Origin of the sequence: Aliiroseovarius sp. F47248L, from assembly GCF_023016085.1 — a bacterium.
Lineage (GTDB): Bacteria > Pseudomonadota > Alphaproteobacteria > Rhodobacterales > Rhodobacteraceae > Aliiroseovarius.
In genome coordinates, this window is record NZ_JALKBF010000001.1 from 2,789,149 (window position 1) to 2,809,004 (window position 19,856).

The window sequence follows — 19,856 nt, forward strand, 5'->3', positions numbered from 1 at the left end:
AAACGCCACCGTTTCCAGGGGCGTTCTGTTTGGCTTGTTTATTTCGGCGTCGACGAAACGCCCACCTGCGCGGGGCGCAGTAGACGATCATGCAGCATGAAGCCTTCGCCCATCACCTGAATGATATCACCGGCCTTGGAGCCGGGCACCGGGGCTTCGAACATCGCCTCATGCACTTCAGGGTCGAACTTTTCACCAATCTCAGGTGACAACAGGCGAATGCCGTGTTTCTCAAAAATGTTCAAAAGCGACCGCATCGTCAGCTCGACACCTTCGACCAGCGCCTTGGCACCATCACCCGCATCGCCTGCAGCCTCTAGCGCGCGCTTCATGTTGTCGTACACAGGCAGCATATCGCGTGCCAGCTTCGATCCACCATACTGCTCGGCTTCGCGGCGATCACGTTCGCCACGCTTGCGGGTATTCTCGGCATCCGCCAAAGCCCGCATGAAACGGTCCTTGAATTCATCCCGTTCGGCGCGCAAGGCGGCCAGCTCGTCAACCGGGTCTTCCTCGGTCAAATCAATCTCTACTTCCTCGGTCATCAGCTCTTCGATTGCCGTTTCCAAGTTCTCTACTGCATCATTCTTTGCGTCAGCCATCTCTTCGCCTCTACCTTCGATCCGAGATCATCTTGCCGATCAATTGCGCGGTGTAATCAACGATGGGCACAATCCGCCCATAGTTCAATCGTGTGGGCCCGATGACCCCAACCGCACCAATGATCTTTCGATCAGCGTTCATATATGGTGAAACCACCAAAGAGGAACCCGAAAGTGAGAAAAGTTTGTTCTCAGACCCAATAAAAATGCGAACTCCTTCGCCCTGATCGGCCAATTCAAGGAATTCTGCGATGTCGCGCTTGCGTTCAAGGTCGTCAAACAGGGTTTTGATCTTCTCAAGATCGGCAGCCTCGGCATCTTCCGCCAACAGATTCGACCGCCCTCGCACGATCAAACGCTCGTAAGGTTGGCCTTCATTCTCCCACAACGCCGCACCGCTTTCGACAAGATCCTGCGCCAGAACGTCCAATTCCTGCCGTCGCTTCTTGATCTCTCGCGTCACAATGGTCTGAAGCTCTGAAATCGTGCGGCCTTCGGCCAGAGCATTCAGAAAATTCGCAGCTTCGCGCATGGAGGATGGGGTTTGCCCGGTCGGCGGGGTGAACACGCGGTTTTCGACATGCCCATCAGCAAACACCAGCACCACCAAGGCGCGGTCAGCACCCAGCGATACAAACTCAATATGCTTGATCGGGGCTTCATGCTTTGGTGTTAGAACCAGACTGGCCCCAGCGGTGATCCCAGACAGCGCAGATCCAACACGATCCATCATATTATTGATATTATTGTCTGTTTTTCCCACTGTTTCATCAATCTTCTGACGGTCGCCCTGATCCAGATTAGACACTTCCAGCAGCCCATCCACGAACATGCGCAGGCCAAGTTCGGTCGGGATGCGCCCAGCCGAGACATGCGGGCTGTCCAAAAGCCCCATAAATTCGAGGTCCTGCATCACGTTGCGAATGGTCGCCGCGCTGACTTTTTCAGTCAGCGCACGAGTCAGCGTGCGCGAGCCCACAGGCGCCCCCGTGCTCAGGTAGCTTTCGACAACGCTTCGAAACACTTCGCGTGAGCGGGCGTTCATATCGTTCATCAGTTCGTGACGGTCTTCCATACGCAATCGCCTTGCCTTTTCGCCAGAGCCATGGGTATCACGCCTTTGAACATGAAACAAAGGGGGAAGCCCATGCGCCCGTCAGGTCGGAATCTAGATCAAATGCGCCCGATTTCAATTGAGACCGGGATCACAAAGCACGCAGAGGGGTCCTGCATGATCCGCATTGGCGACACCCATGTGTTATGCACCGCATCCCTTGAAGAGCGTGTGCCGCCTTTTCTGCGCAATTCCGGAAAGGGCTGGGTGACGGCAGAATACGGAATGCTGCCACGGTCCACTGGGTCGCGGATGCGTCGCGAAGCTGCCTCTGGCAAGCAAGGCGGACGCACGGTTGAAATTCAGCGCCTGATCGGCCGGTCGCTGCGCGCGGGCATCGACCTTGTGGCCTTGGGTGAACGCCAGATCACCGTCGATTGCGATGTCATACAAGCCGATGGCGGCACCCGCTGCGCTGCGATCACCGGTGGTTGGGTTGCGCTGCGGCTGGCGGTTAACAAGCTGCTGAAAGCCACGGACATCTCCACCGATCCACTAATGGATCCGGTCGCCGCGGTATCTTGCGGCATTTATGCAGGTCAGCCGGTGCTGGATCTAGACTATCCCGAAGATTCAGAAGCTGGCGTGGACGGCAATTTTGTCCTCTGCGGCCCGAAACTGATCGAGGTTCAGATGTCTGCCGAGGGCTCCACCTTCACCCGCGATCAGATGAACGAGCTGATGGATCTCGCTGACAAAGGTGTATCCGAACTGGTTGTGGCTCAGCTTGAGGCAACCGCCTAATGCGCAAGTTCGACCGCGATCAACTGGTCATTGCCACCCATAACGAAGGCAAGCTGCGCGAGATTTCCGCCTTGCTAGAGCCTTTTGGCGTGTCCGTGACCTCTGCCGCCGAGCTTGGATTGGACGAGCCAGAAGAGACCGAGGATACGTTTGTAGGAAATGCCCGGATCAAGGCGCATTTTGCGGCAAAAGCCTCTGGCCTGCCCGCGCTATCTGATGACAGCGGTATCGTGGTCGATGCGCTGGAGGGTGCACCTGGCGTTTACACTGCAGATTGGGCTGAAACACCCAATGGCCGCGACTTTCCGATGGCGATGCAAAAGACATGGACGCTTCTAGAAGAAAAGAATGCCCCTCACCCGCGCAAGGCAAAATTTTGCGCCACCCTATGTCTGGCATGGCCCGACGGGCATGATGAAGTATTCGAAGGGAGCGTTGTCGGTCGTCTAACTTGGCCCATGCGCGGCAATCTAGGTTTTGGCTATGATCCGATCTTCATTCCCGATGGTCACGACATCACGTTCGGCGAAATGGATCCGGCAAAGAAACACAAGATGAGCCACCGCGCCGACGCCTTCGCCAAGCTTGTGCGGGGCGCTTTTGCTTGAGAATTGGCAGATCGGGGGTTTCGGGCTTTATGTCCACTGGCCCTTCTGCCAATCCAAATGTCCGTATTGCGACTTCAACAGCCATGTCGTGGCGTCGATAGATCACGATGCTTGGCTTGAAGCCTATATTGCCGAAATCGACCGCTACGGAGCGGATACGCCTGACCGCGTTCTCAGCTCAATATATTTCGGCGGAGGCACGCCCAGCTTGATGGCCCCTGCGACCGTGGGCGCGATCATCAATCGCGCGGCACAGCACTGGACCTTCGCCAATAATATCGAGATCACGCTAGAGGCCAATCCCGGCTCAATCGAGGCGCAGAACTTTGCGGGTTACAAGTCGGCTGGCGTTAATCGGATTTCTATTGGCGTTCAGGCTTTAAATGATCCTGACCTGAAGCAGTTGGGGCGGTTGCATTCGGTGGATGAAGCCAAAAAGGCTCTAACTCTGGCGAAATCACTGTTTGACCGGGTAAGCTTCGATCTGATTTATGCCCGTCAGGATCAGACATTGTCCGCGTGGCAGTCCGAGCTTGAAGAAGCATTAAGTTATGATCCTGATCATCTGTCACTTTATCAACTGACCGTCGAGCCGGGAACAGCTTTTGGTGCGCGATTTGAGGCGGGAAAGCTGCGCGGGTTGCCCGAAGAAGATCTGGCAACGGACATGTATTTCCTGACGCAAACCTTGTGTGATGCCGCCGGACTGCCCGCTTACGAGATTTCGAACCACGCGAAACCCGGACAGGAAAGCCAGCACAATCGAATCTACTGGCAGTCTGGCGATTGGGTTGGCATTGGGCCCGGCGCACATGGGCGATTGACGCTGGCAGGCACGCGGTATTCCACGGAAACTGCACTTGCTCCGGCAGGTTGGCTTTCGGCATCAGCATCAGGTCAAGGTGAAAGCCAGCGCGCCGCCCTTCCCCGCGACGAGCAGATCACCGAGTTTTTGCTGATGGGGCTTAGAACGGTGGACGGGTTAGACCTGCGTCGTTTGAATACGCAACTTGGCTTCACCCCAAATAGTAACAAAGTCAATGACTTAACTGATATTGGTCTGATCTGTATCGAAGACCAGCGATTAAAGGCGACCGACAAGGGTCGCCCAGTTTTGAACGGCATCCTTCGTGAGCTTATCCCCGACTAGGACGACAGCTTTCCGCACAAAGTATCTAGGTCGTCCAGCGAACCATAGCGCACCGTTACAGTTCCGCTTTCCCCACTTGTGGCGTGATCAATCTGAACTTTCATTCCCAAGGCGGCAGACAAATCACCCTCAAGCGCGCGGGTGTCGGCATCCTTCTGGGTTTTTTGTCGCGGCGATCTGGGCGCGGTTGGTTTGGGCGACTTTGCCAATGCCTCGGCTGCCCTGACTGACAACCCTTTGGCGATGATCTGGCGCGCCAGGTCGATCGGATTCTCTGCCGTCACCAAGGTTCGTGCGTGACCCGCACTTAGTTTACCGTCCCGAACAAAATCCTGCACTTCGTCGGGCAGATTCAGCAACCGCAGCAAGTTGGCGATATGGCTACGGCTTTTCCCAAGTGCTTCTGACACTTTCTCTTGCGTATGGCCGAAGCGGTTCATCAGATCGCGATAGCCTGCGGCCTCTTCAATCGCGTTCAGATCGGCACGTTGAATGTTTTCGATAATCGCAACTTCCAACGCCTCTGTATCGCTATATTCACGAACGATAACAGGGAGTTCGTGAAGTTGAGCCATCTGGGACGCGCGCCAGCGGCGTTCACCGGCCACAATCTCGTATTCACCATCCGCACCGGGCTTGGGGCGCACGATAAGGGGTTGGATCACACCCTTCTCGCGGATCGACGCCGCCAGATCGTTCAGTTGTTCTTCGGTGAATTGACGCCGGGGCTGTTCAGGGTTCGGCGTGATTTTTTCGACCGGCACAACCAGATCGGCGCGACGTGCGGTCTGCGTGCTTGGCGTTTCTTCTGCCGTCACATCGGCCATCAGCGCAGACAAGCCGCGACCCAGGCCACGTTGTTTTTGATTCTTGCTCATCTTAGCCTCTTCTATTGCGTATGGAGAGTTCGGACGCCAGTTCGCGGTAAGCTTGGCTGCCCTTTGACATCGGATCATACATCAACACCGGCAATGCAAAAGATGGCGCTTCACTTACGCGGACATTGCGCGGGATCATGGTGTCGAAGACAAGCTCACCCAGGTTGCCGCGCGCGTCTGCTTCGACCTGGCGCGACAGGTTGTTCCGGGTGTCGAACATGGTCAGCACGATCCCCTCGATTCGAAGTCCGGCATTGGCGGTCTGGCGCACTTCACGAATGGTTAGCATCAGTTGCGAAAGGCCTTCCAGTGCAAAAAATTCGCTTTGAAGCGGGATCAAAACACTGTCTGCGGCGACCAGCGCGTTTACGGTCAGTAGGTTCAGCGACGGCGGACAGTCGATCAGAATGTAATCCAGTTCCAACTGACCTAATCCCGTCGCACGCACCGCGTCATGCAGCAAATGACTGCGCTTTTCGTTCGAGACCAATTCTATATCCGCCGATGACAGATCAGTGGTCGCCGGGGCTATATACAGGTTCTCGACATCGGTTTCTTGCAAGACTTCGGTCAGCGGCGCTTCTTCCAACAAAAGGTCGTATGTTGTGAGTTTTCGATCCGCGACCTCAACACCTAGTCCGGTAGAGGCGTTTCCTTGTGGATCAAGGTCAATCAACAGCACCCGATTTCCTGCTTCGGCAAGCGCGGCGCCTAGGTTAATTGTGGTCGTCGTTTTTCCGACCCCGCCTTTTTGATTGGTGATCGCAATGATCTTGGGGCCATGGCCATTGATGATATCAGGCACGTCTTAGATCTCCGATCTTCAAAACAACGGCGTTCGGGTTGGTGTTGCTGGGGTATGTATCAAGTTCAAACCGCCATTTTTCAAGGGCTTCTTCGACCTCGGCGCTGTAATTTTCGCCTTTCAAGAAGATCGCAATTCCACCCGCCTTCAAGTGCTGATCAGCGAAGCCCAGCAGATTGGTCAACGAAGCCAGCGCTCTGGCAGACACCACATCTGCCTCAAGCGGTGCAACTGCTTCGATTCGTTTGGAAATTATAGTGGCATTGGCGCCAGTCTCGCGCACAACTGTTCGAAGGAACGTGGCTTTTCGCAGGTCGCTTTCAATACAGATCGTGTTCCGATCAGGATCAGCTTCCTGCGCCAAAATGGCCATGATCAACCCGGGGAAGCCACCTCCCGTTCCCATATCACACCAGGTCGCGACACTTGGCTGCGACAGGCGGAATATCTGCGCCGAATCTTGAAAATGGCGGGTCCACAATGAGGATAGCGTTGATGGAGAAACAAGGTTTATAGCAGGGTTCCACTTTTCAAGTAAAGCTGCATAGATGTTCAGCCGCTCCGTTGTTTCACGTGAAACATCAAGCCCAACGCGCGCTTCTTGGTTCATCATGCTGAACGCTTCCGGCTTGCACGACGCAGCCTGGCCAAAATCAACGTCAGCGCCGCCGGCGTCATTCCCTCGACCCGGCCTGCCTGCGCCAGCGTTCTGGGGCGCGCCAAGGTCAGCTTGCTGGCTAGCTCGTTTGAAAGCCCTTCCATCTCGTCATACCGGAAATCTTCCGGAATACGCTGCGCCTCATCTCGCAGCAGTGCCTCGATATCCCGCGCTTGACGCTCAATATAATTGGCATACATCGCGTCGCGCGAAATTTGCGTCTGTATCTCACTGGGCACATCAGCAAAAGATGCGTCCAGTTCAGTGATCATCTCATAATCTACTGTTGGAAAGGCAAGAAGCTCGAATGCTGTGCGCTTGGTGCCGTCCTTGCGCACTGTTAACCCCAGCTTTTCCAGATCTTGCGGCGTAAAGGTTCGATCGGTCAGTGCAGCCTTTGCGCGCGCAAGCCCTTCTGCCTTGTTTTCAAAGGCTTTCCGCCGCACACCCCCAACACAGCCCAAGGTTATGCCGAGAGGTGTCAGGCGCTGGTCAGCGTTGTCAGCCCGCAAAGATAGCCGATATTCTGCACGCGATGTGAACATGCGGTAAGGTTCAGTTACGCCGCGGGTGGTCAGATCATCCACCATCACACCCATATAGGAATTTGAGCGGGAGAAAATAACCGGATCGCGGTCCAGAGCAGACAGCGCGGCGTTTAACCCCGCAATCAAACCTTGTGCGGCTGCTTCCTCATACCCCGTTGTCCCGTTGATTTGGCCGGCCAGATACAACCCCGGCACATCGCGAAGGCGCAAAGTTTCGGTCAGCGATCGGGGATCCACATAGTCGTATTCAATTGCATAACCCGGCTGCAAAATCTCGGCCTGCTCCAACCCAACGATCGAGTGGACATAAGCCTTCTGCACCTCGATCGGTAAGGATGTGCTAATTCCGTTCGGGTAGACGGTGTGATCGTCCAGCCCCTCCGGCTCCAGGAATATCTGGTGTGATTCCTTGTCAGCGAACCGGACAATTTTGTCTTCGATCGAGGGGCAATAGCGCGGACCAACCCCGTCGATATGCCCGCCATACATTGCGGACCGCTCTAGATTTTCACGGATGATTTCATGGGTTTGCCTATTTGTATGGGTGATTCCACAGGAAATCTGTCGCGCCTCGGGTTTGGTGTTCAGGAACGAAAAAACGACCGGGTCCTCATCACCCGGTTGGCTGTCTAGGATGTCCCAGTTAATTGTGCGGCCATCCAGACGCGGCGGTGTTCCGGTCTTAAGCCGCCCCAGTGGCAGGCCAAAGCTGTCGATTCTTTCGGCAAGCTTCACAGATGGCCGATCTCCCATCCGTCCACCTTCACTACGCTTGTCCCCTACGTGAATAATGCCTCGCAGAAACGTGCCTGTGGTCAGAATGACCGCATGCGCCGTGAGGGCGCTACGGTCCTGCAAAACCACGCCGCTAACGCGCTGACCGTCCATGACCAAATCCGTCGTTTCGCCTTCAATCACGGACAGGTTGGCAGTTTTTGCAATCTCGTCCTGCATCGCGGCGCGATAAAGCTTCCGATCCGCTTGCGCGCGCGGCCCTTGAACCGCTGGACCTTTACGCCGATTTAACAGCCGGAACTGAATGCCTGCAAAGTCTGCAACTCGACCCATCAAGCCATCTAGCGCATCGATCTCTCGCACCAAATGGCCTTTACCCAGACCACCAATAGCTGGATTACAGGACATAACGCCAAGATCGCTTTTGCGCAGTGTAATCAAGGCGGTTCGCGCGCCAAGGCGAGCTGATGCATGTGCTGCATCCGCACCTGCATGGCCTCCGCCAACAACAATCACATCAAAATCCAAATGTTTCACGTGAAACACTCCATGTCCTAAATCCAGCCGTCACTTCCCAAGACAAAAGCTTGCAAAGATTTCGTCCAACAGATGCTCTACATCGACACGGCCAACCAAACTATCAAGGGCACGAATGGCTGCACGAATTTCTTCCGCTGAAAACTCGGCCCGATCTGGTCCGTGTTGTAGCTCGATTCGAGCATCTTCCAAAGCGCCAAGCGCGCGCTCCATTGCAATCCTGTGCCGCGCTCGCGTTGCAATACCAGCCCCTTTTACCCGGTCTTCCAACACATTGCCAATTCGAGCCACCAGCTTATCAACGCCCTGTCCGGTGACACCAGAGACCGCAAGATCTTCGGTTGAACGTAAATCAGCCTTACCAAGAACCACGAGATCGTCCGCACTTGGTTTCAGCGGCATGATCTCGTCAATCTCCGACTTCAGAAAAATTCGCAGATCAGCCGCCCTTGCCCGCGAAAGCGCCCGTTCAACACCAATGGCTTCAACCGCATCTTGCGCCTCTCGAAGTCCAGCCGTGTCCAGAACGGTTACAGGCAAACCTGACAGCTCCATCTGTACCTCGATCACGTCGCGTGTGGTGCCAGCCACCTCGGAGGTAATAGCGGCATCCCTTCCAGCAAGAGCGTTCAAAAGGGTTGATTTGCCTGCATTCGGTGCCCCGACAATCGCTACTTCAAACCCGTCACGGATTCGTTCGGCAATGCTAGTTCCAGCGGTTTCGGACCGCAATCTGGTTAGCACACCCTCCAGCAAAGCCTCAACTTCAGGCGAGACATCAACGGGCACATCTTCGTCGGCAAAATCAATAGTCGCTTCCAGCAACGCCGCGGCTCTGATCAGATCGCGGCGCCACCCTTCAGCCAAACCACCCAACGCGCCGGACAGGATGTTAAACGCCTGCCGCCGCTGCGCTTCGGTTTCAGCGTCCAGAAGATCGGCAAGCCCTTCGACCTGCGCCAGATCCAGACGTTCGTTCTCAAGCGCCCGGCGCGTGAACTCGCCAGGTTCCGCCATGCGAAGATTGGGATAGTTTGACAGCTCATCCAACACCGCACGCACCACGGCGGTGGACCCATGAAGCTGGAACTCCACCACCGGTTCGCCGGTAAAACTGGCACCATCATCAAAGCAAAGCACAAGGGCTTCATCCAAGACACGCCCGTCCGCCGTTTTCAGGTTTCGCAACCCAGCCTTTCGGATCATTGGCAGACCACCAGCCATACCCTGCGCAGCCGAAAACGCATGTGGCCCGGAAATCCGGACCACGGCGACACCCGATTTGCCACGGGCACTGGCTAGAGAATAGATCGTATCCATTATTAACCCATTGTATTTTAACAATAAGTTATGTGTTCATCGAATCGAAGAACTCACCGTTTGTTTTGGTTTGCTTGAGTTTTGAGATCAGAAACTCGATCGCATCCGTGGTGCCCATCGGGTTCAAAATCCGACGCAGGACATAGGTCTTTTGCAGGTCCTTCGCATCCACCAACAGCTCTTCTTTCCGTGTGCCGGATTTCAGGATATCGATGGCCGGGAAGACGCGTTTGTCAGCGACCTTGCGATCCAGAACAATCTCGGAGTTACCGGTGCCCTTGAATTCTTCAAAGATCACTTCGTCCATCCGCGAACCGGTGTCGATCAGCGCAGTTGAGATGATGGTCAGCGAACCACCTTCCTCGATGTTCCGGGCAGCACCAAAGAAGCGCTTCGGGCGTTGCAGGGCGTTGGCATCCACGCCGCCGGTCAGAACCTTACCCGACGACGGCACGGTGGTGTTGAAGGCACGCCCCAGACGCGTGATCGAGTCGAGCAGGATCACAACGTCGCGTTTGTGTTCGACCAGTCGCTTGGCTTTCTCGATCACCATTTCGGCCACGGCCACGTGACGGGTCGCGGGCTCATCGAAAGTCGAGGATACCACCTCGCCCTTCACAGATCGCTGCATATCCGTAACCTCTTCCGGCCGTTCGTCGATCAGAAGAACGATCAGATAGCATTCTGGATGATTGGTTTCGATGGAATGAGCAATGTTTTGCAGCAGCACCGTTTTACCCGTCCGCGGCGGGGCGACAATCAGCGCCCGCTGACCTTTACCGATTGGCGACACAAGGTCGATGATCCGGGCGGACCGATCCTTGATGGTCGGGTCTTCGATCTCCATCTTCAGGCGCTCGTCGGGATAAAGCGGCGTCAGGTTATCAAAAGCAACTTTGTGCTTGGCTAGCTCGGGATCACCAAAGTTAATCTTCTCGACCTTGGTGATGGCAAAATAGTTTTCGTTTTCACCCGGGGCTTGAATGATGCCCTCAATCGTATCCCCTGTGCGCAGAGAATACTGACGGATCACATCCGGCGACACATAGATGTCGTCCGGACCGGACAGGTAGTTCGCCTCGGGCGAGCGCAGGAAGCCGAAGCCGTCTTGCACGACCTCAAGCACGCCGTCGCCACCGATGATCCATTCATCATCCGCCAGCTCTTTCAGGATCGAGAACATCATCTCGCCCTTGCGCATGGTGGACGCGTTTTCGATCTCAAGCTCTTCAGCCATGTTCACAAGCTCTTTCGGGCTCTTGGCTTTCAGATCAGCAAGGTTCAGACGGTTATCGGACATGGGAATACTCTGGGATTGCCTCAGGACGGCATGCGCGCGGCATTGCGGTCAAAGTAGGAATGGGAAACATACACGGCCGGACGGCCAGCGTTAAGGGTCACATAAGACGGATCGCCTTATGAGTCAACGATCCTAAAATTTCATCACGACCGAGAAGACAATGATCAACATCAGGATCGTCGGAAATTCATTCATCATTCGATAGCGACGGCCTGTCAGCGCATTGGTTCCAGAAATAAATTCTTTGCGCCGCGCCCCCAGCCACATGTGAAACCATGTCATAAGAATAACCGACAAGCCTTTGGTCCATGGCCAGATCATTGACCAATCAACAATGCCGGGTGTGAAGACAAGCAATAGACCAAACAGCCAGGTGCTGATCATTGACGGGTTCATGATCGCCTTCAGCAGACGACGCTCCATTGTCTGAAACAGACCATCGGTTTCATTGCCTGATCCGACAATCTCGACATGATAGACAAACAATCGTGGTAGATAGAAAAGCCCAGCCATCCATGCGATCACGGACACGATATGAAGCGATTTCGTCCAAGGGTAAATATCTGCCAGAAATTCGCCCATTCTTAGCACTCCTATTCACACGGGTCCGGTCTGCCCTTCTTAAAATAATAAAGAAGAAGAAAGAAAGATGATGTTTATGTAGGGGCTGTGCATAATGGGGATTATTAGGTTGTCCCGGCTCTTATGAACAGGTGGATAAGAGGAGATCGGTTTAAGGGAAGAACGGTGTAACACACTATTTAATAGCGTGAATCCTGAAAACAATCTGGGGATAACCGATAGGACAAAAAGCAAGGGTGGGCGAAAAACCTCACTCATTCAAAAACCGCTTTCCACAGTGGAGGAAACTCGAAAACTGTCTTAGGAAAGAGGTAAGTTTTCCAGTGGTGCGTTCAGGGTCGCGTTATTCGATCTTCCGAACACCGGAACAAACAGAGTTTTTCCACAGGGTTATCAAATGGCCTTTTCTCTGATCTTGGCGTCGGCTTCGGAAATTCGGGCGCAATTGCTGCGCAATGCCGGGGTGGGGATTGATATACAGCCTGCACGGATCGACGAAGAAACAATCCGCGCATCGTTAAAAGCTGACGGGGCAAGCCCACGCGATCTGGCCGATGCGCTTGCCGAATTCAAGGCCCGTAAGATCAGCGAGAAAAACCCAGGTCGTCTGGTTCTGGGCTGCGATCAAATTGCCGAACTTGGGGGCGAGGTCTTGTCCAAGCCGCAGACCGAAGAGGACGCGAAAGCGCAACTTGCCAAGATGTCGGGTCAGACTCATCGTTTGTTGTCAGCGGCCGTTCTGTATCAGGACGGAAAAGCGATATGGCGTCATGTGGGTGTGGTGCGATTGCGAATGCGAGAGCTATCACAGGACTACATTGACAATTATGTGCCCCGCAATTGGAACAGCATCCGCCACTCTGTCGGGGCCTACAAGCTGGAAGAAGAAGGTGTTCGTCTGTTTGCCAAGGTGGATGGCGACTATTTTAATGTTCTGGGGTTGCCGCTGTCAGAGCTGCTGTCATACCTGATCTTGCGAGGAGATCTTGAAATATGAGTGAACGACGTATTCCATTGGCAGGCGTGATCGGTGACCCGATCGAACATTCTTTGTCGCCGCGCCTGCATGGTCATTGGCTGCGGACGAAAGCCATACCGGGATACTACATCCCGATGCGCGTCAGTAACGAAGATTTCGCGCATGTTATTCGAACCCTTCCCAAGGCAGGGTTTGTCGGTGTGAACGTGACGATACCCCACAAGGAAACGGCGTTGAACATGGCGGATACGGTGACAGACCGTGCTGCGCTGATTGGCGCTGCCAACACACTGATCTTTCGGTCTGATGGAAAGATTTATGCGGATAATACAGATGGCTACGGATTTACCGAGAACTTGCGCCAAGGGGCGTCGGACTGGGCACCAGAAACCGGGCCAGCTGCCGTGTTCGGCGCTGGTGGGGCTGCGCGTGCTGTCATCGCATCATTGATCGAGGTCGGAGCACCCGAGATCCGCTTGGCAAACCGTACGCGTGCCCGGTCCGATGCGCTGCGGGCCGAGTTTGGAAACCGGATCAAGGTGTTCGACTGGCTGCAAGCCGGCAACATGCTGGATGATGCCATGACTGTGGTGAACACCACATCGCTTGGAATGGTGAATAAACCAGATTTCCGCGTGCCATTGGATGGATTTAATCCCAAAGCCGTGGTCACGGATTTGGTTTACACGCCGTTGCGCACGCATTTTCTGGAGGAAGCCGCGAAGGCAGGATGTGTGACTGTTGATGGGCTTGGAATGCTATTGCATCAGGCTGTCCCGGGGTTCGAGCGATGGTTTGGACTGCGGCCCGAAGTTGACGATGCGCTGCGCAACGCAGTTCTTGGCATATGAGCAACCCGTTCATCATCGGTCTGACAGGGTCGATTGGCATGGGTAAATCGACCACTGCGACCATGTTTGCGGAAGAAGGTGTGCCAGTCTGGGATGCTGATGCAGCGGTTCATCGAATTTACGCACCCGGCGGGGCTGCTGTTGAGCCATTGCGCGCCATATACCCTGACGCGATTGTTGGCGGGGCGGTGGACAGGAATATTCTGAAAGACTGGATCGGAAAGGATCCCAGCGCGCTTAAGCAGATCGAAGCGGTTGTGCACCCTCTTGTCGCGCAGGACCGCGCGGATTTTATTGCCGGCTCTGATGCACCAATCGTGGTGCTTGATATTCCCCTGCTGTTTGAGACCGGCGCAGATGATCGGATGGACTTGGTCGTTGTCGTCTCTGCCCCTGCCGATTTGCAGCGTGCGCGGGTTTTGGCGCGCGGGACCATGAGCACTGAACAGTTCAACACAATCCTTGCAAAACAGATGCCGGATGCGGAAAAACGAAAGCGCGCGGATGTGGTGATCCCAACGGAAACCATGGACGATGCGCGAACCGCCGTGAGAGCGGTCGTCACCCAAGTGAAGGAGCGTTTATCCCATGCGTGAGATTGTGCTGGATACAGAAACCACGGGGTTTGATCCGGATGGCGGCGACCGGATCGTCGAAATCGGGTGTCTTGAACTGTATAATCACATGCCCACGGGCAAGACGTTTCACCAATATATCAACCCGGAACGCGACATGCCGGACGAAGCGTTTGGGGTGCACGGGATCGGCCCCGACCTGCTTCTGAGCCCGCGCGCAGCGCAGGCCGGTGAGGTGACGTTGAAAGATAAACCAGTGTTCAAACTGGTCGGGCAGGCCTTTCTGGATTTCATCGGCGACGCACGTCTGGTCATCCACAATGCCAGCTTTGACATGAAGTTTCTGAATGCCGAGCTGAAATGGATGGGCTTGCCATTGATCCCGTGGGAGCAGGCCACCGACACGCTGGCCATCGCCCGCAAGAAATTTCCGGGCGCCCCGGCTTCGCTGGACGCGCTGTGTCGCCGGTTTGGCATCGACAATTCATCGCGCACCCTGCACGGCGCGTTGCTGGACAGTGAAATACTGGCCGAGGTGTATCTGGAGCTGATCGGTGGGCGGCAGCCTGACCTTGTGCTGGCCCCCGATCAGGGTGCCGCGTCCGAGGCGGGGGGAAATGGCGCGTGGCGTCCAACGCAGCGCCCGACGCCCCTGCCCAGCCGGGTCAGCAAAGAAGAAGCCGCCGCCCATGACGCTTTCATTGAAAAGCTGGGCGACGGTGCTGTTTGGAAAACCTATCGCTAGGTGAAGCAGCTTGGGTCAGTTGACCTTTGCATCGCCTTGTTCAGCGGCAACGCGGCGCTCGATCTCGTGGCGATACAGCGCAAGGAAATCGACAGTATCCAGGTTCAGCGACGGGAAGCCGCCATCACGGGTCACGTCCGCCACGATGCGACGCACGAAGGGGAACAACATGCGGGGGCATTCGATCATCAGGAAGGGGTGCATCTGATCTTCGGGCACGTTTTCGACCTGAAAGATTCCGGCATATTCCAGTTCCATCAGGAACAATTGTTCGCCACCGTTCTTGTTCTTCGACCCGATCGTGTATTTCGAGATCACTTCGAACTGGTTGTCAGTCGGGCGCTTTTTGGCGTCCAGTGCGACTTCGACATTAATGTCGGGCTGAACTTCACCCTGGACACCCTTTTGAGCCAAAATATTCTCAAACGACATGTCGCGGATGAATTGGCCAAGAACCTGCATCTTGGGTTGGACAGGGGCGGTTTGTGCTTTGGCTTCCTCGGCCATGATCTTCTCCTTCGGGAAAAACTGTTGGCATGTGCTTACCACCTTGACCCGGCACCCTCAACAAGGGGTTTTCCAACGCCCGGTTTGGCGCTATCTGGGCGCTATGACTGATATGATCCCCGCCTGGATAAACGGCACCTTGACCCCGGTTGATAAACTTCAGGCCCATGTGGATGGCGTGAAGCACAAAGCCGTGTCGGTGTTTTTGTTTCACGCGGACAAGGTATTGATCCAGCAACGGGCGGCAGGAAAGTATCACACGCCTAACAAATGGGCGAACAGTTGCTGCACCCATCCGCATTGGGATGAAGATCCGCGCGATTGTGCGATCCGGCGGCTTGAAGAAGAGCTGGGGATTACTGGTGTTCAACCGAAATGGGTGGAAAAGTTGGAATATCGCGCCGATGTGGGCGGCGGGCTGATCGAACATGAGGTGGTCGATATGTTCGTCATTCACGCCGATGAAGTGCCACAGATCACCCTGAACCCATCAGAGGTGCAGGCAATCCAATGGCTGGACCGATCAACGCTAGAAAACAAAATCGTCCAAGCCCCCAACGATTTTACCCCGTGGCTGAAAATCTATATGTCCAAGTATGCAAGCTCAGTGTTTGGTCCAGCCTGATGGGCCTTCAACACCCGGATGTGTCGGACGTTTTTCAGGCGTTACATCGGTAAAATCCCCGTCGATCACCTCATCGTCCGGGTGATGCGGGCGCTGAGGATGCTGCTGCCCCTGTTGCCCCATCGAGAAAGTTTGAACCTGAATGCGGGACCGTGCCCAGTTGTAAACCCCGCGGCGAACGGCCGGGATCAGCAACGCAAACCCCACGAAATCGGTGAAGAAACCAGGTGTCAAAAGCAACGCGCCGGAAAACAGGATCATCGCGCCATGGGCCAATGGCTCGGTTGGATCGTTTAATTGACCGAAGCTTTCACGCAGTTGTGACAAGGCCAAAGCCCCCTGCGCGCGCATCAATTGCGTGCCGACGACGGCGGTCAATACAACGATTGCGAGCGTTGGCCACAAGCCAATTGCGCCCCCAACCTGAATGAACAGGGCGATCTCGATCAGCGGAACCGCGATGAACAGCGCAAAAAGCCACATTGGGCATGTCTCCTTTTCATTTCGAACGGTGGACTTGGCCCCGCTCAGCACCTACATATGTCTCCGGTTGCCGCGTTTCCATATCGCGCTTGAAAAGAGGTATAAATGAGCTCATCCCTGATCCAGCTTCTGGTGCTTGCCGGAATTGCCCTGTTTCTGATTTTGCGCCTGCGCGATGTGCTTGGCACGCGGGAAGGGTTCGAAAAGCCTGTGGTGACACGAAACGATGATCGCCGCCTTGGCCGCGATCAGCTTGAAGTGATCGAAGGCGGACCCGACAGCGACATCACCGACCACGTTCCCGAAGGCAGCGCCGCCGCGCAAGCGTTGGCCGCGATGAAGGGCGCAGAGCCGTCCTTTAATGTCAGCGAGTTTCTGGGCGGTGCGCGCGGCGCATACGAGATGATCCTGATGGGGTTCGAAGCCGGCGATCTGGCGCAGATTAAACCATTCCTCGCCGACGATGTGTATGAAACATTCGCATCCGTGATCGAGGCGCGCGAAAAGAAGGGTCTGTCTGTTGACGCCAAATTCGTAGGTCTGCGCGAGCTGAAACTGGTCGATGCCGAGTTCAACCCGGACACGAACGAAGGCGAAGTGACCGTGCGATTTATCGGTGAATTGACCTCGGTTGTGCGCGACAAGGGTGGCGACATCATCGAAGGCAACCCTAACGAAGTGAAGCGCCAGAAAGATGTCTGGACATTTGCCCGCATTATGGGGTCGGACAATCCAAACTGGCAGCTGGTCGCCACGGGTGGATGATGTTTCGGGGGCTGGCATTTGCGCTGGCCCTTTTGGGCACGCCCGCTTTTGCAGGGTTGGATGACGCCGACATCACAATTCTTTCGTTCGACGAGTTGAACGGCTGGGACCGCGACAACCATCAAGAGGCGCTGGCTGTGTTTCTGGACACCTGTCGCGATCTGGATGACCCCCAATGGCGACCAATTTGTGCGCTGGCAGCGCAGCAGGACGACGGCAAAACCTTTTTCGAGCTGTTCTTTCGCCCTGTCCTGATCCGGGATGGCAATGACCCATTGTTCACCGCCTATTATGAGCCGGAAATCCGCGGCTCACGTACGCAGTCGCTCAGATATCGCTATCCCGTATATCGAAAACCGCCAGAGCTGAAATCGGGTGATGTCTGGTTGTCGCGCCGTGAGATCGAAGATGGCGGCGCACTTCAGGGCCGTGGGCTTGAAATCGCTTGGGTTGAAGACCCGGTCGAGCTTCAATTTCTGCAAATTCAGGGGTCCGGACGGATTCGGCTTGCTGAAGGCGGCACCATTCGACTGGGTTATGGTGGTTCCAACGGGCACAGCTTCATGTCACTGGGCAACGAGCTTGTGCGGCAGGGAATTTATAACGAACACCAGGTTTCCCAAAAGGTCATTCAGAACTGGGTGAAACGCAATCCCGAGGCGGGGCGCGAACTGCTCTTGTCAAACCCGTCCTATGTGTTTTTCCGGCTGATCGGTAAGGTGTCAGCACACAAGGGTCCGCTGGGCGCGATGAACCGGTCGATCACCGCGCACCGGTCTGTCGCGGTTGATCCGAAATACACTGCACTGGGCGCACCGGTCTGGTTAGAGAAGAAAGGCAAAGAGCCATTCAATCGCCTGATGATCGCCCAAGATACGGGATCACGGGTCAAGGGCGCACAGCGCGCCGATATTTTCTGGGGCACCGGTGCGCACGCGGGGCGTCTGGCTGGCCAGATCCGCGATGATGGCCGGATGGTCGTACTGCTGCCGATCCAGCGTGCTTTTGCCATGCTGCCCGAGAACTAGGAATGGCCCGCCGCCCCAGACATCTGAGCGCCGAAGACAAAGCGCTTTGGAAAAAGGTGGCGGACAGCACCGAGCGGATGCACGCTGCCCGTCCGCTGGTCGAATTGCCTGCGGCAAACTCGCCTTTGACGAAAAAACCGCAGCCGAAAGCGTGCCACCCGGCGTTTCAAGTTGGGCAGAACACCAAGCCAAACGCCCTGCCCCATGATCTTGCACCGTCCTTATCCAACAGCGTTGCCAGCCAGCCTGTGTCGATGGATCGCAAGACATTCGGCAAGATGAAAAAGGGGCGCTTGTCGCCCGAATCGCGGATTGACTTGCACGGAATGACCATCGCGCAAGCGCATCCCGTTCTGATACGGTTCATACTTGATGCGGCCGCTGCCGATCGCAGGTTGGTTCTGGTGATTACTGGCAAGGGTAAGCATCGTGACGATGGCGGGCCTATTCCGGTGCGGCACGGCGTGTTGCGTCATCAGGTGCCGCACTGGCTGAACACTATGCCGCTAAAGCAGTATGTTTTGCAAATAACCGAGGCGCATTTGAAGCATGGCGGTCAGGGGGCGTACTACGTCTATCTGCGCAGACGCCGCTGATCGCTATTGCGTAATGGGTGTCACAATCAGGCGCGTCGCATTTTGCACCACCAAGACAGTGCCGGGGATGAGCCCAACACGTGTGGATGGATCGCCCCCATAGGCTGCACCAAGGTCCGGTACTTTCTGCAACAGGCGCAGGAAGGACGGCGAAGCCAGGGCAGTTGCGTGGTCGATCTTGCCATCGCTAAATGCGGAAATATCGACCATGGTCACATCAAGCGCGGCCAGCTTCTGCACATCGGTTGTGTTGCCCAAGCGCGCGGTTTGTCCGGTCAGACTGGCCGACAGACGCAGCGCGATGTCGCGAGTTGAAGAGAAAATGTAAAACGGCTGCGGCAGTTTGCCGATCCGATCAGCCTGAGCGCGGAAGACGTCAATATCAATGTCGGGCGAGATCAGAATAACGCCACTGATCTTGCGCAATCCATTTTGGCCATCGGCGATGGTCATCTGGCGCATCGTTTCCATCGCCAGTAGTGCACCCATCGAATGCCCGACCAGCAGAATCTCGTCTGCGCCAGCTTCCGAAACCGCCCGGATCGTCGCCTCCAACCCGTCGCGCGCAATCAGCATCGAGTCACGGTCATACCCATAGCCCAAAGGATGCCCGGCGCTGGGCCAGGAATAATGAACGGGCAGGAACGGCAAATCCAGATCTTCGGAAATCTGCGCAAACCGATACAACCCCTCTGCAAAGTTGTTGTTGAAGCCGTGCACGAAAATAATGGCCGTGCGCTGTTCGGCCCGTCTGTGCGCAAGCTCGCCGCGCAGCGCGGTTCGGAAATCACCTTGTGTAGTCAGGGGCAAAAAGCTGTCCAACAGAAAATGCGTTGACGGGTCGGGTGTTTTGCGTCGCGGCCATTCGATGCTTCCCGGCTCACGGTCGCGCGGAACCGAAACGTCGTAGCGACCGAAGACCAAGTCGCGACTGCGGTTGCCGCTTGGAAAACCTTGCTCGTCCATTTCGCGCGTCGTGCCGACATAGATACGCTGTAAATCGCCGATTTTTGCCGCGCCTTCAAATAGCGTGATCTTCCCGCGCGGCGCACAGGAGGCAAGCAGCAAGACAATGACAAGGTGATGAACAATACGCACGTGTGGCTCCTCGGGTTCCGCCC

Annotated in this window: 23 protein-coding genes; 11 read left to right on the forward strand and 12 right to left on the reverse strand. The window is 55.6% G+C overall.

What is annotated here, in order from left to right; all coding sequences use genetic code 11:
- Positions 1–38: 38 nt before the first annotated feature.
- Both MWU51_RS13780 and hrcA read right to left on the reverse strand, forming a co-directional pair.
- Positions 39–602, reverse strand: a complete 564-nt coding sequence (locus tag MWU51_RS13780) for a nucleotide exchange factor GrpE (protein ID WP_247038011.1) — start codon at positions 600–602, stop codon at positions 39–41.
- 10 nt (positions 603–612) lie between these two features.
- Entirely contained in the window at positions 613–1,677 is a 1,065-nt protein-coding gene (gene hrcA, locus MWU51_RS13785; protein ID WP_247038013.1) for a heat-inducible transcriptional repressor HrcA, read from the reverse strand.
- Between the two features lie 72 nt (positions 1,678–1,749).
- On the opposite strand from hrcA, the gene rph reads away from it, so the two are divergent.
- Genes rph through hemW form a run of 3 tightly spaced genes read left to right on the forward strand, consistent with a single transcriptional unit; the run spans position 1,750 to position 4,218 of the window.
- Entirely contained in the window at positions 1,750–2,460 is a 711-nt protein-coding gene (gene rph / locus MWU51_RS13790) for a ribonuclease PH (protein WP_247038015.1), read from the forward strand.
- Positions 2,460–3,068 carry an RdgB/HAM1 family non-canonical purine NTP pyrophosphatase gene (gene rdgB, locus MWU51_RS13795; protein WP_247038017.1) on the forward strand — a complete coding sequence of 203 codons (609 nt, stop codon included), beginning with the start codon at positions 2,460–2,462 and terminating at the stop codon, positions 3,066–3,068. The genes rph and rdgB overlap by 1 nt, the downstream gene beginning before the upstream one ends.
- Complete coding sequence (gene hemW, locus MWU51_RS13800) at positions 3,061–4,218, forward strand: radical SAM family heme chaperone HemW (RefSeq protein WP_247038019.1); 1,158 nt, start codon at positions 3,061–3,063, stop codon at positions 4,216–4,218. Before rdgB ends, hemW begins: the two co-directional genes overlap by 8 nt.
- On the opposite strand, the gene MWU51_RS13805 is transcribed toward hemW, so the two are convergent.
- The 7 genes from MWU51_RS13805 to MWU51_RS13835 all read right to left on the reverse strand — a co-directional run bounded on the left by MWU51_RS13805 (position 4,215) and on the right by MWU51_RS13835 (position 11,581).
- On the reverse strand, positions 4,215–5,096 hold the full coding sequence (locus MWU51_RS13805) for a ParB/RepB/Spo0J family partition protein (RefSeq protein ID WP_247038021.1): 882 nt from the start codon (positions 5,094–5,096) through the stop codon (positions 4,215–4,217). The two genes, hemW and MWU51_RS13805, sit on opposite strands and share 4 nt — an antisense overlap.
- Before the next feature lies 1 nt (position 5,097).
- On the reverse strand, positions 5,098–5,901 hold the full coding sequence (locus tag MWU51_RS13810; RefSeq protein ID WP_247038023.1) for an AAA family ATPase: 804 nt from the start codon (positions 5,899–5,901) through the stop codon (positions 5,098–5,100).
- Positions 5,894–6,514, reverse strand: a complete 621-nt coding sequence (rsmG, locus tag MWU51_RS13815; RefSeq protein ID WP_247038025.1) for a 16S rRNA (guanine(527)-N(7))-methyltransferase RsmG — start codon at positions 6,512–6,514, stop codon at positions 5,894–5,896. Before rsmG ends, MWU51_RS13810 begins: the two co-directional genes overlap by 8 nt.
- Positions 6,511–8,379: a tRNA uridine-5-carboxymethylaminomethyl(34) synthesis enzyme MnmG gene (mnmG, locus tag MWU51_RS13820; protein ID WP_247038027.1), complete on the reverse strand. Its 1,869-nt coding sequence runs from the start codon at positions 8,377–8,379 to the stop codon at positions 6,511–6,513. Before mnmG ends, rsmG begins: the two co-directional genes overlap by 4 nt.
- Before the next feature lie 30 nt (positions 8,380–8,409).
- The gene (gene mnmE / locus MWU51_RS13825; RefSeq protein WP_247038029.1) at positions 8,410–9,699 is read right to left on the reverse strand and encodes a tRNA uridine-5-carboxymethylaminomethyl(34) synthesis GTPase MnmE; all 1,290 of its coding nucleotides are present in this window, start codon (positions 9,697–9,699) and stop codon (positions 8,410–8,412) included.
- A 28-nt stretch (positions 9,700–9,727) separates the two neighbouring features.
- On the reverse strand, positions 9,728–10,999 hold the full coding sequence (gene rho / locus MWU51_RS13830) for a transcription termination factor Rho (RefSeq protein ID WP_247038031.1): 1,272 nt from the start codon (positions 10,997–10,999) through the stop codon (positions 9,728–9,730).
- Between the two features lie 132 nt (positions 11,000–11,131).
- Complete coding sequence (locus tag MWU51_RS13835) at positions 11,132–11,581, reverse strand: CopD family protein (RefSeq protein ID WP_247038033.1); 450 nt, start codon at positions 11,579–11,581, stop codon at positions 11,132–11,134.
- Positions 11,582–11,978: 397 nt separating this feature from the next.
- Between MWU51_RS13835 and MWU51_RS13840 the strand changes: the two genes are divergently transcribed.
- Genes MWU51_RS13840 through dnaQ form a run of 4 tightly spaced genes read left to right on the forward strand, consistent with a single transcriptional unit; the run spans position 11,979 to position 14,731 of the window.
- The gene (locus tag MWU51_RS13840) at positions 11,979–12,578 is read left to right on the forward strand and encodes a Maf family nucleotide pyrophosphatase (RefSeq protein WP_247038035.1); all 600 of its coding nucleotides are present in this window, start codon (positions 11,979–11,981) and stop codon (positions 12,576–12,578) included.
- Positions 12,575–13,411, forward strand: coding sequence for a shikimate dehydrogenase (locus tag MWU51_RS13845; RefSeq protein WP_247038037.1), 837 nt, complete (start codon positions 12,575–12,577; stop codon positions 13,409–13,411). Before MWU51_RS13840 ends, MWU51_RS13845 begins: the two co-directional genes overlap by 4 nt.
- On the forward strand, positions 13,408–14,007 hold the full coding sequence (coaE, locus tag MWU51_RS13850; protein ID WP_247038039.1) for a dephospho-CoA kinase: 600 nt from the start codon (positions 13,408–13,410) through the stop codon (positions 14,005–14,007). Before MWU51_RS13845 ends, coaE begins: the two co-directional genes overlap by 4 nt.
- Complete coding sequence (gene dnaQ, locus MWU51_RS13855; RefSeq protein WP_247038041.1) at positions 14,000–14,731, forward strand: DNA polymerase III subunit epsilon; 732 nt, start codon at positions 14,000–14,002, stop codon at positions 14,729–14,731. Before coaE ends, dnaQ begins: the two co-directional genes overlap by 8 nt.
- A gap of 15 nt (positions 14,732–14,746) precedes the next feature.
- Here dnaQ and secB read toward each other — a convergent pair whose 3' ends face one another.
- Complete coding sequence (gene secB, locus MWU51_RS13860) at positions 14,747–15,238, reverse strand: protein-export chaperone SecB (protein WP_247038043.1); 492 nt, start codon at positions 15,236–15,238, stop codon at positions 14,747–14,749.
- Positions 15,239–15,341: 103 nt separating this feature from the next.
- Between secB and idi the strand changes: the two genes are divergently transcribed.
- A complete protein-coding gene (idi, locus tag MWU51_RS13865) occupies positions 15,342–15,863 on the forward strand; it encodes an isopentenyl-diphosphate delta-isomerase (RefSeq protein ID WP_247038045.1) in 522 nt (173 codons plus the stop codon).
- On the opposite strand, the gene MWU51_RS13870 is transcribed toward idi, so the two are convergent.
- Positions 15,843–16,346 (reverse strand): FxsA family protein, encoded by a 504-nt coding sequence (locus MWU51_RS13870; RefSeq protein ID WP_247038047.1) that lies wholly within the window; start codon positions 16,344–16,346, stop codon positions 15,843–15,845. The genes idi and MWU51_RS13870 overlap by 21 nt on opposite strands.
- A gap of 105 nt (positions 16,347–16,451) precedes the next feature.
- Here MWU51_RS13870 and MWU51_RS13875 point away from each other — a divergent pair, with 105 nt between their 5' ends.
- From MWU51_RS13875 to MWU51_RS13885, 3 genes are read left to right on the forward strand one after another with little or no spacing between them, the layout of a single operon-like run.
- Positions 16,452–17,111 (forward strand): Tim44/TimA family putative adaptor protein, encoded by a 660-nt coding sequence (locus MWU51_RS13875; protein WP_247038049.1) that lies wholly within the window; start codon positions 16,452–16,454, stop codon positions 17,109–17,111.
- Positions 17,111–18,139: a murein transglycosylase A gene (locus tag MWU51_RS13880; protein ID WP_247038050.1), complete on the forward strand. Its 1,029-nt coding sequence runs from the start codon at positions 17,111–17,113 to the stop codon at positions 18,137–18,139. The genes MWU51_RS13875 and MWU51_RS13880 overlap by 1 nt, the downstream gene beginning before the upstream one ends.
- Positions 18,140–18,141: 2 nt before the next feature.
- Complete coding sequence (locus tag MWU51_RS13885; RefSeq protein ID WP_247038052.1) at positions 18,142–18,735, forward strand: Smr/MutS family protein; 594 nt, start codon at positions 18,142–18,144, stop codon at positions 18,733–18,735.
- 3 nt (positions 18,736–18,738) lie between these two features.
- Here MWU51_RS13885 and MWU51_RS13890 read toward each other — a convergent pair whose 3' ends face one another.
- On the reverse strand, positions 18,739–19,833 hold the full coding sequence (locus tag MWU51_RS13890; protein ID WP_247038054.1) for an alpha/beta fold hydrolase: 1,095 nt from the start codon (positions 19,831–19,833) through the stop codon (positions 18,739–18,741).
- Between the last annotated feature and the right edge of the window lie 23 nt (positions 19,834–19,856).

Bases quoted from the DNA above. Each gene is read 5' to 3' on its own strand.
- MWU51_RS13780 (WP_247038011.1), bottom strand. From the start codon at position 602: ATGGCTGACGCAAAGAATGATGCAGTAGAGAACTTGGAAACGGCAATC.
- hrcA (WP_247038013.1), bottom strand. From the start codon at position 1,677: ATGGAAGACCGTCACGAACTGATGAACGATATGAACGCCCGCTCACGC.
- rph (WP_247038015.1), top strand. From the start codon at position 1,750: ATGCGCCCGTCAGGTCGGAATCTAGATCAAATGCGCCCGATTTCAATT.
- rdgB (WP_247038017.1), top strand. From the start codon at position 2,460: ATGCGCAAGTTCGACCGCGATCAACTGGTCATTGCCACCCATAACGAA.
- MWU51_RS13805 (WP_247038021.1), bottom strand. From the start codon at position 5,096: ATGAGCAAGAATCAAAAACAACGTGGCCTGGGTCGCGGCTTGTCTGCG.
- rsmG (WP_247038025.1), bottom strand. From the start codon at position 6,514: ATGATGAACCAAGAAGCGCGCGTTGGGCTTGATGTTTCACGTGAAACA.
- mnmE (WP_247038029.1), bottom strand. From the start codon at position 9,699: ATGGATACGATCTATTCTCTAGCCAGTGCCCGTGGCAAATCGGGTGTC.
- rho (WP_247038031.1), bottom strand. From the start codon at position 10,999: ATGTCCGATAACCGTCTGAACCTTGCTGATCTGAAAGCCAAGAGCCCG.
- MWU51_RS13835 (WP_247038033.1), bottom strand. From the start codon at position 11,581: ATGGGCGAATTTCTGGCAGATATTTACCCTTGGACGAAATCGCTTCAT.
- MWU51_RS13840 (WP_247038035.1), top strand. From the start codon at position 11,979: ATGGCCTTTTCTCTGATCTTGGCGTCGGCTTCGGAAATTCGGGCGCAA.
- MWU51_RS13845 (WP_247038037.1), top strand. From the start codon at position 12,575: ATGAGTGAACGACGTATTCCATTGGCAGGCGTGATCGGTGACCCGATC.
- coaE (WP_247038039.1), top strand. From the start codon at position 13,408: ATGAGCAACCCGTTCATCATCGGTCTGACAGGGTCGATTGGCATGGGT.
- dnaQ (WP_247038041.1), top strand. From the start codon at position 14,000: ATGCGTGAGATTGTGCTGGATACAGAAACCACGGGGTTTGATCCGGAT.
- secB (WP_247038043.1), bottom strand. From the start codon at position 15,238: ATGGCCGAGGAAGCCAAAGCACAAACCGCCCCTGTCCAACCCAAGATG.
- idi (WP_247038045.1), top strand. From the start codon at position 15,342: ATGACTGATATGATCCCCGCCTGGATAAACGGCACCTTGACCCCGGTT.
- MWU51_RS13870 (WP_247038047.1), bottom strand. From the start codon at position 16,346: ATGTGGCTTTTTGCGCTGTTCATCGCGGTTCCGCTGATCGAGATCGCC.
- MWU51_RS13875 (WP_247038049.1), top strand. From the start codon at position 16,452: ATGAGCTCATCCCTGATCCAGCTTCTGGTGCTTGCCGGAATTGCCCTG.
- MWU51_RS13880 (WP_247038050.1), top strand. From the start codon at position 17,111: ATGTTTCGGGGGCTGGCATTTGCGCTGGCCCTTTTGGGCACGCCCGCT.
- MWU51_RS13885 (WP_247038052.1), top strand. From the start codon at position 18,142: ATGGCCCGCCGCCCCAGACATCTGAGCGCCGAAGACAAAGCGCTTTGG.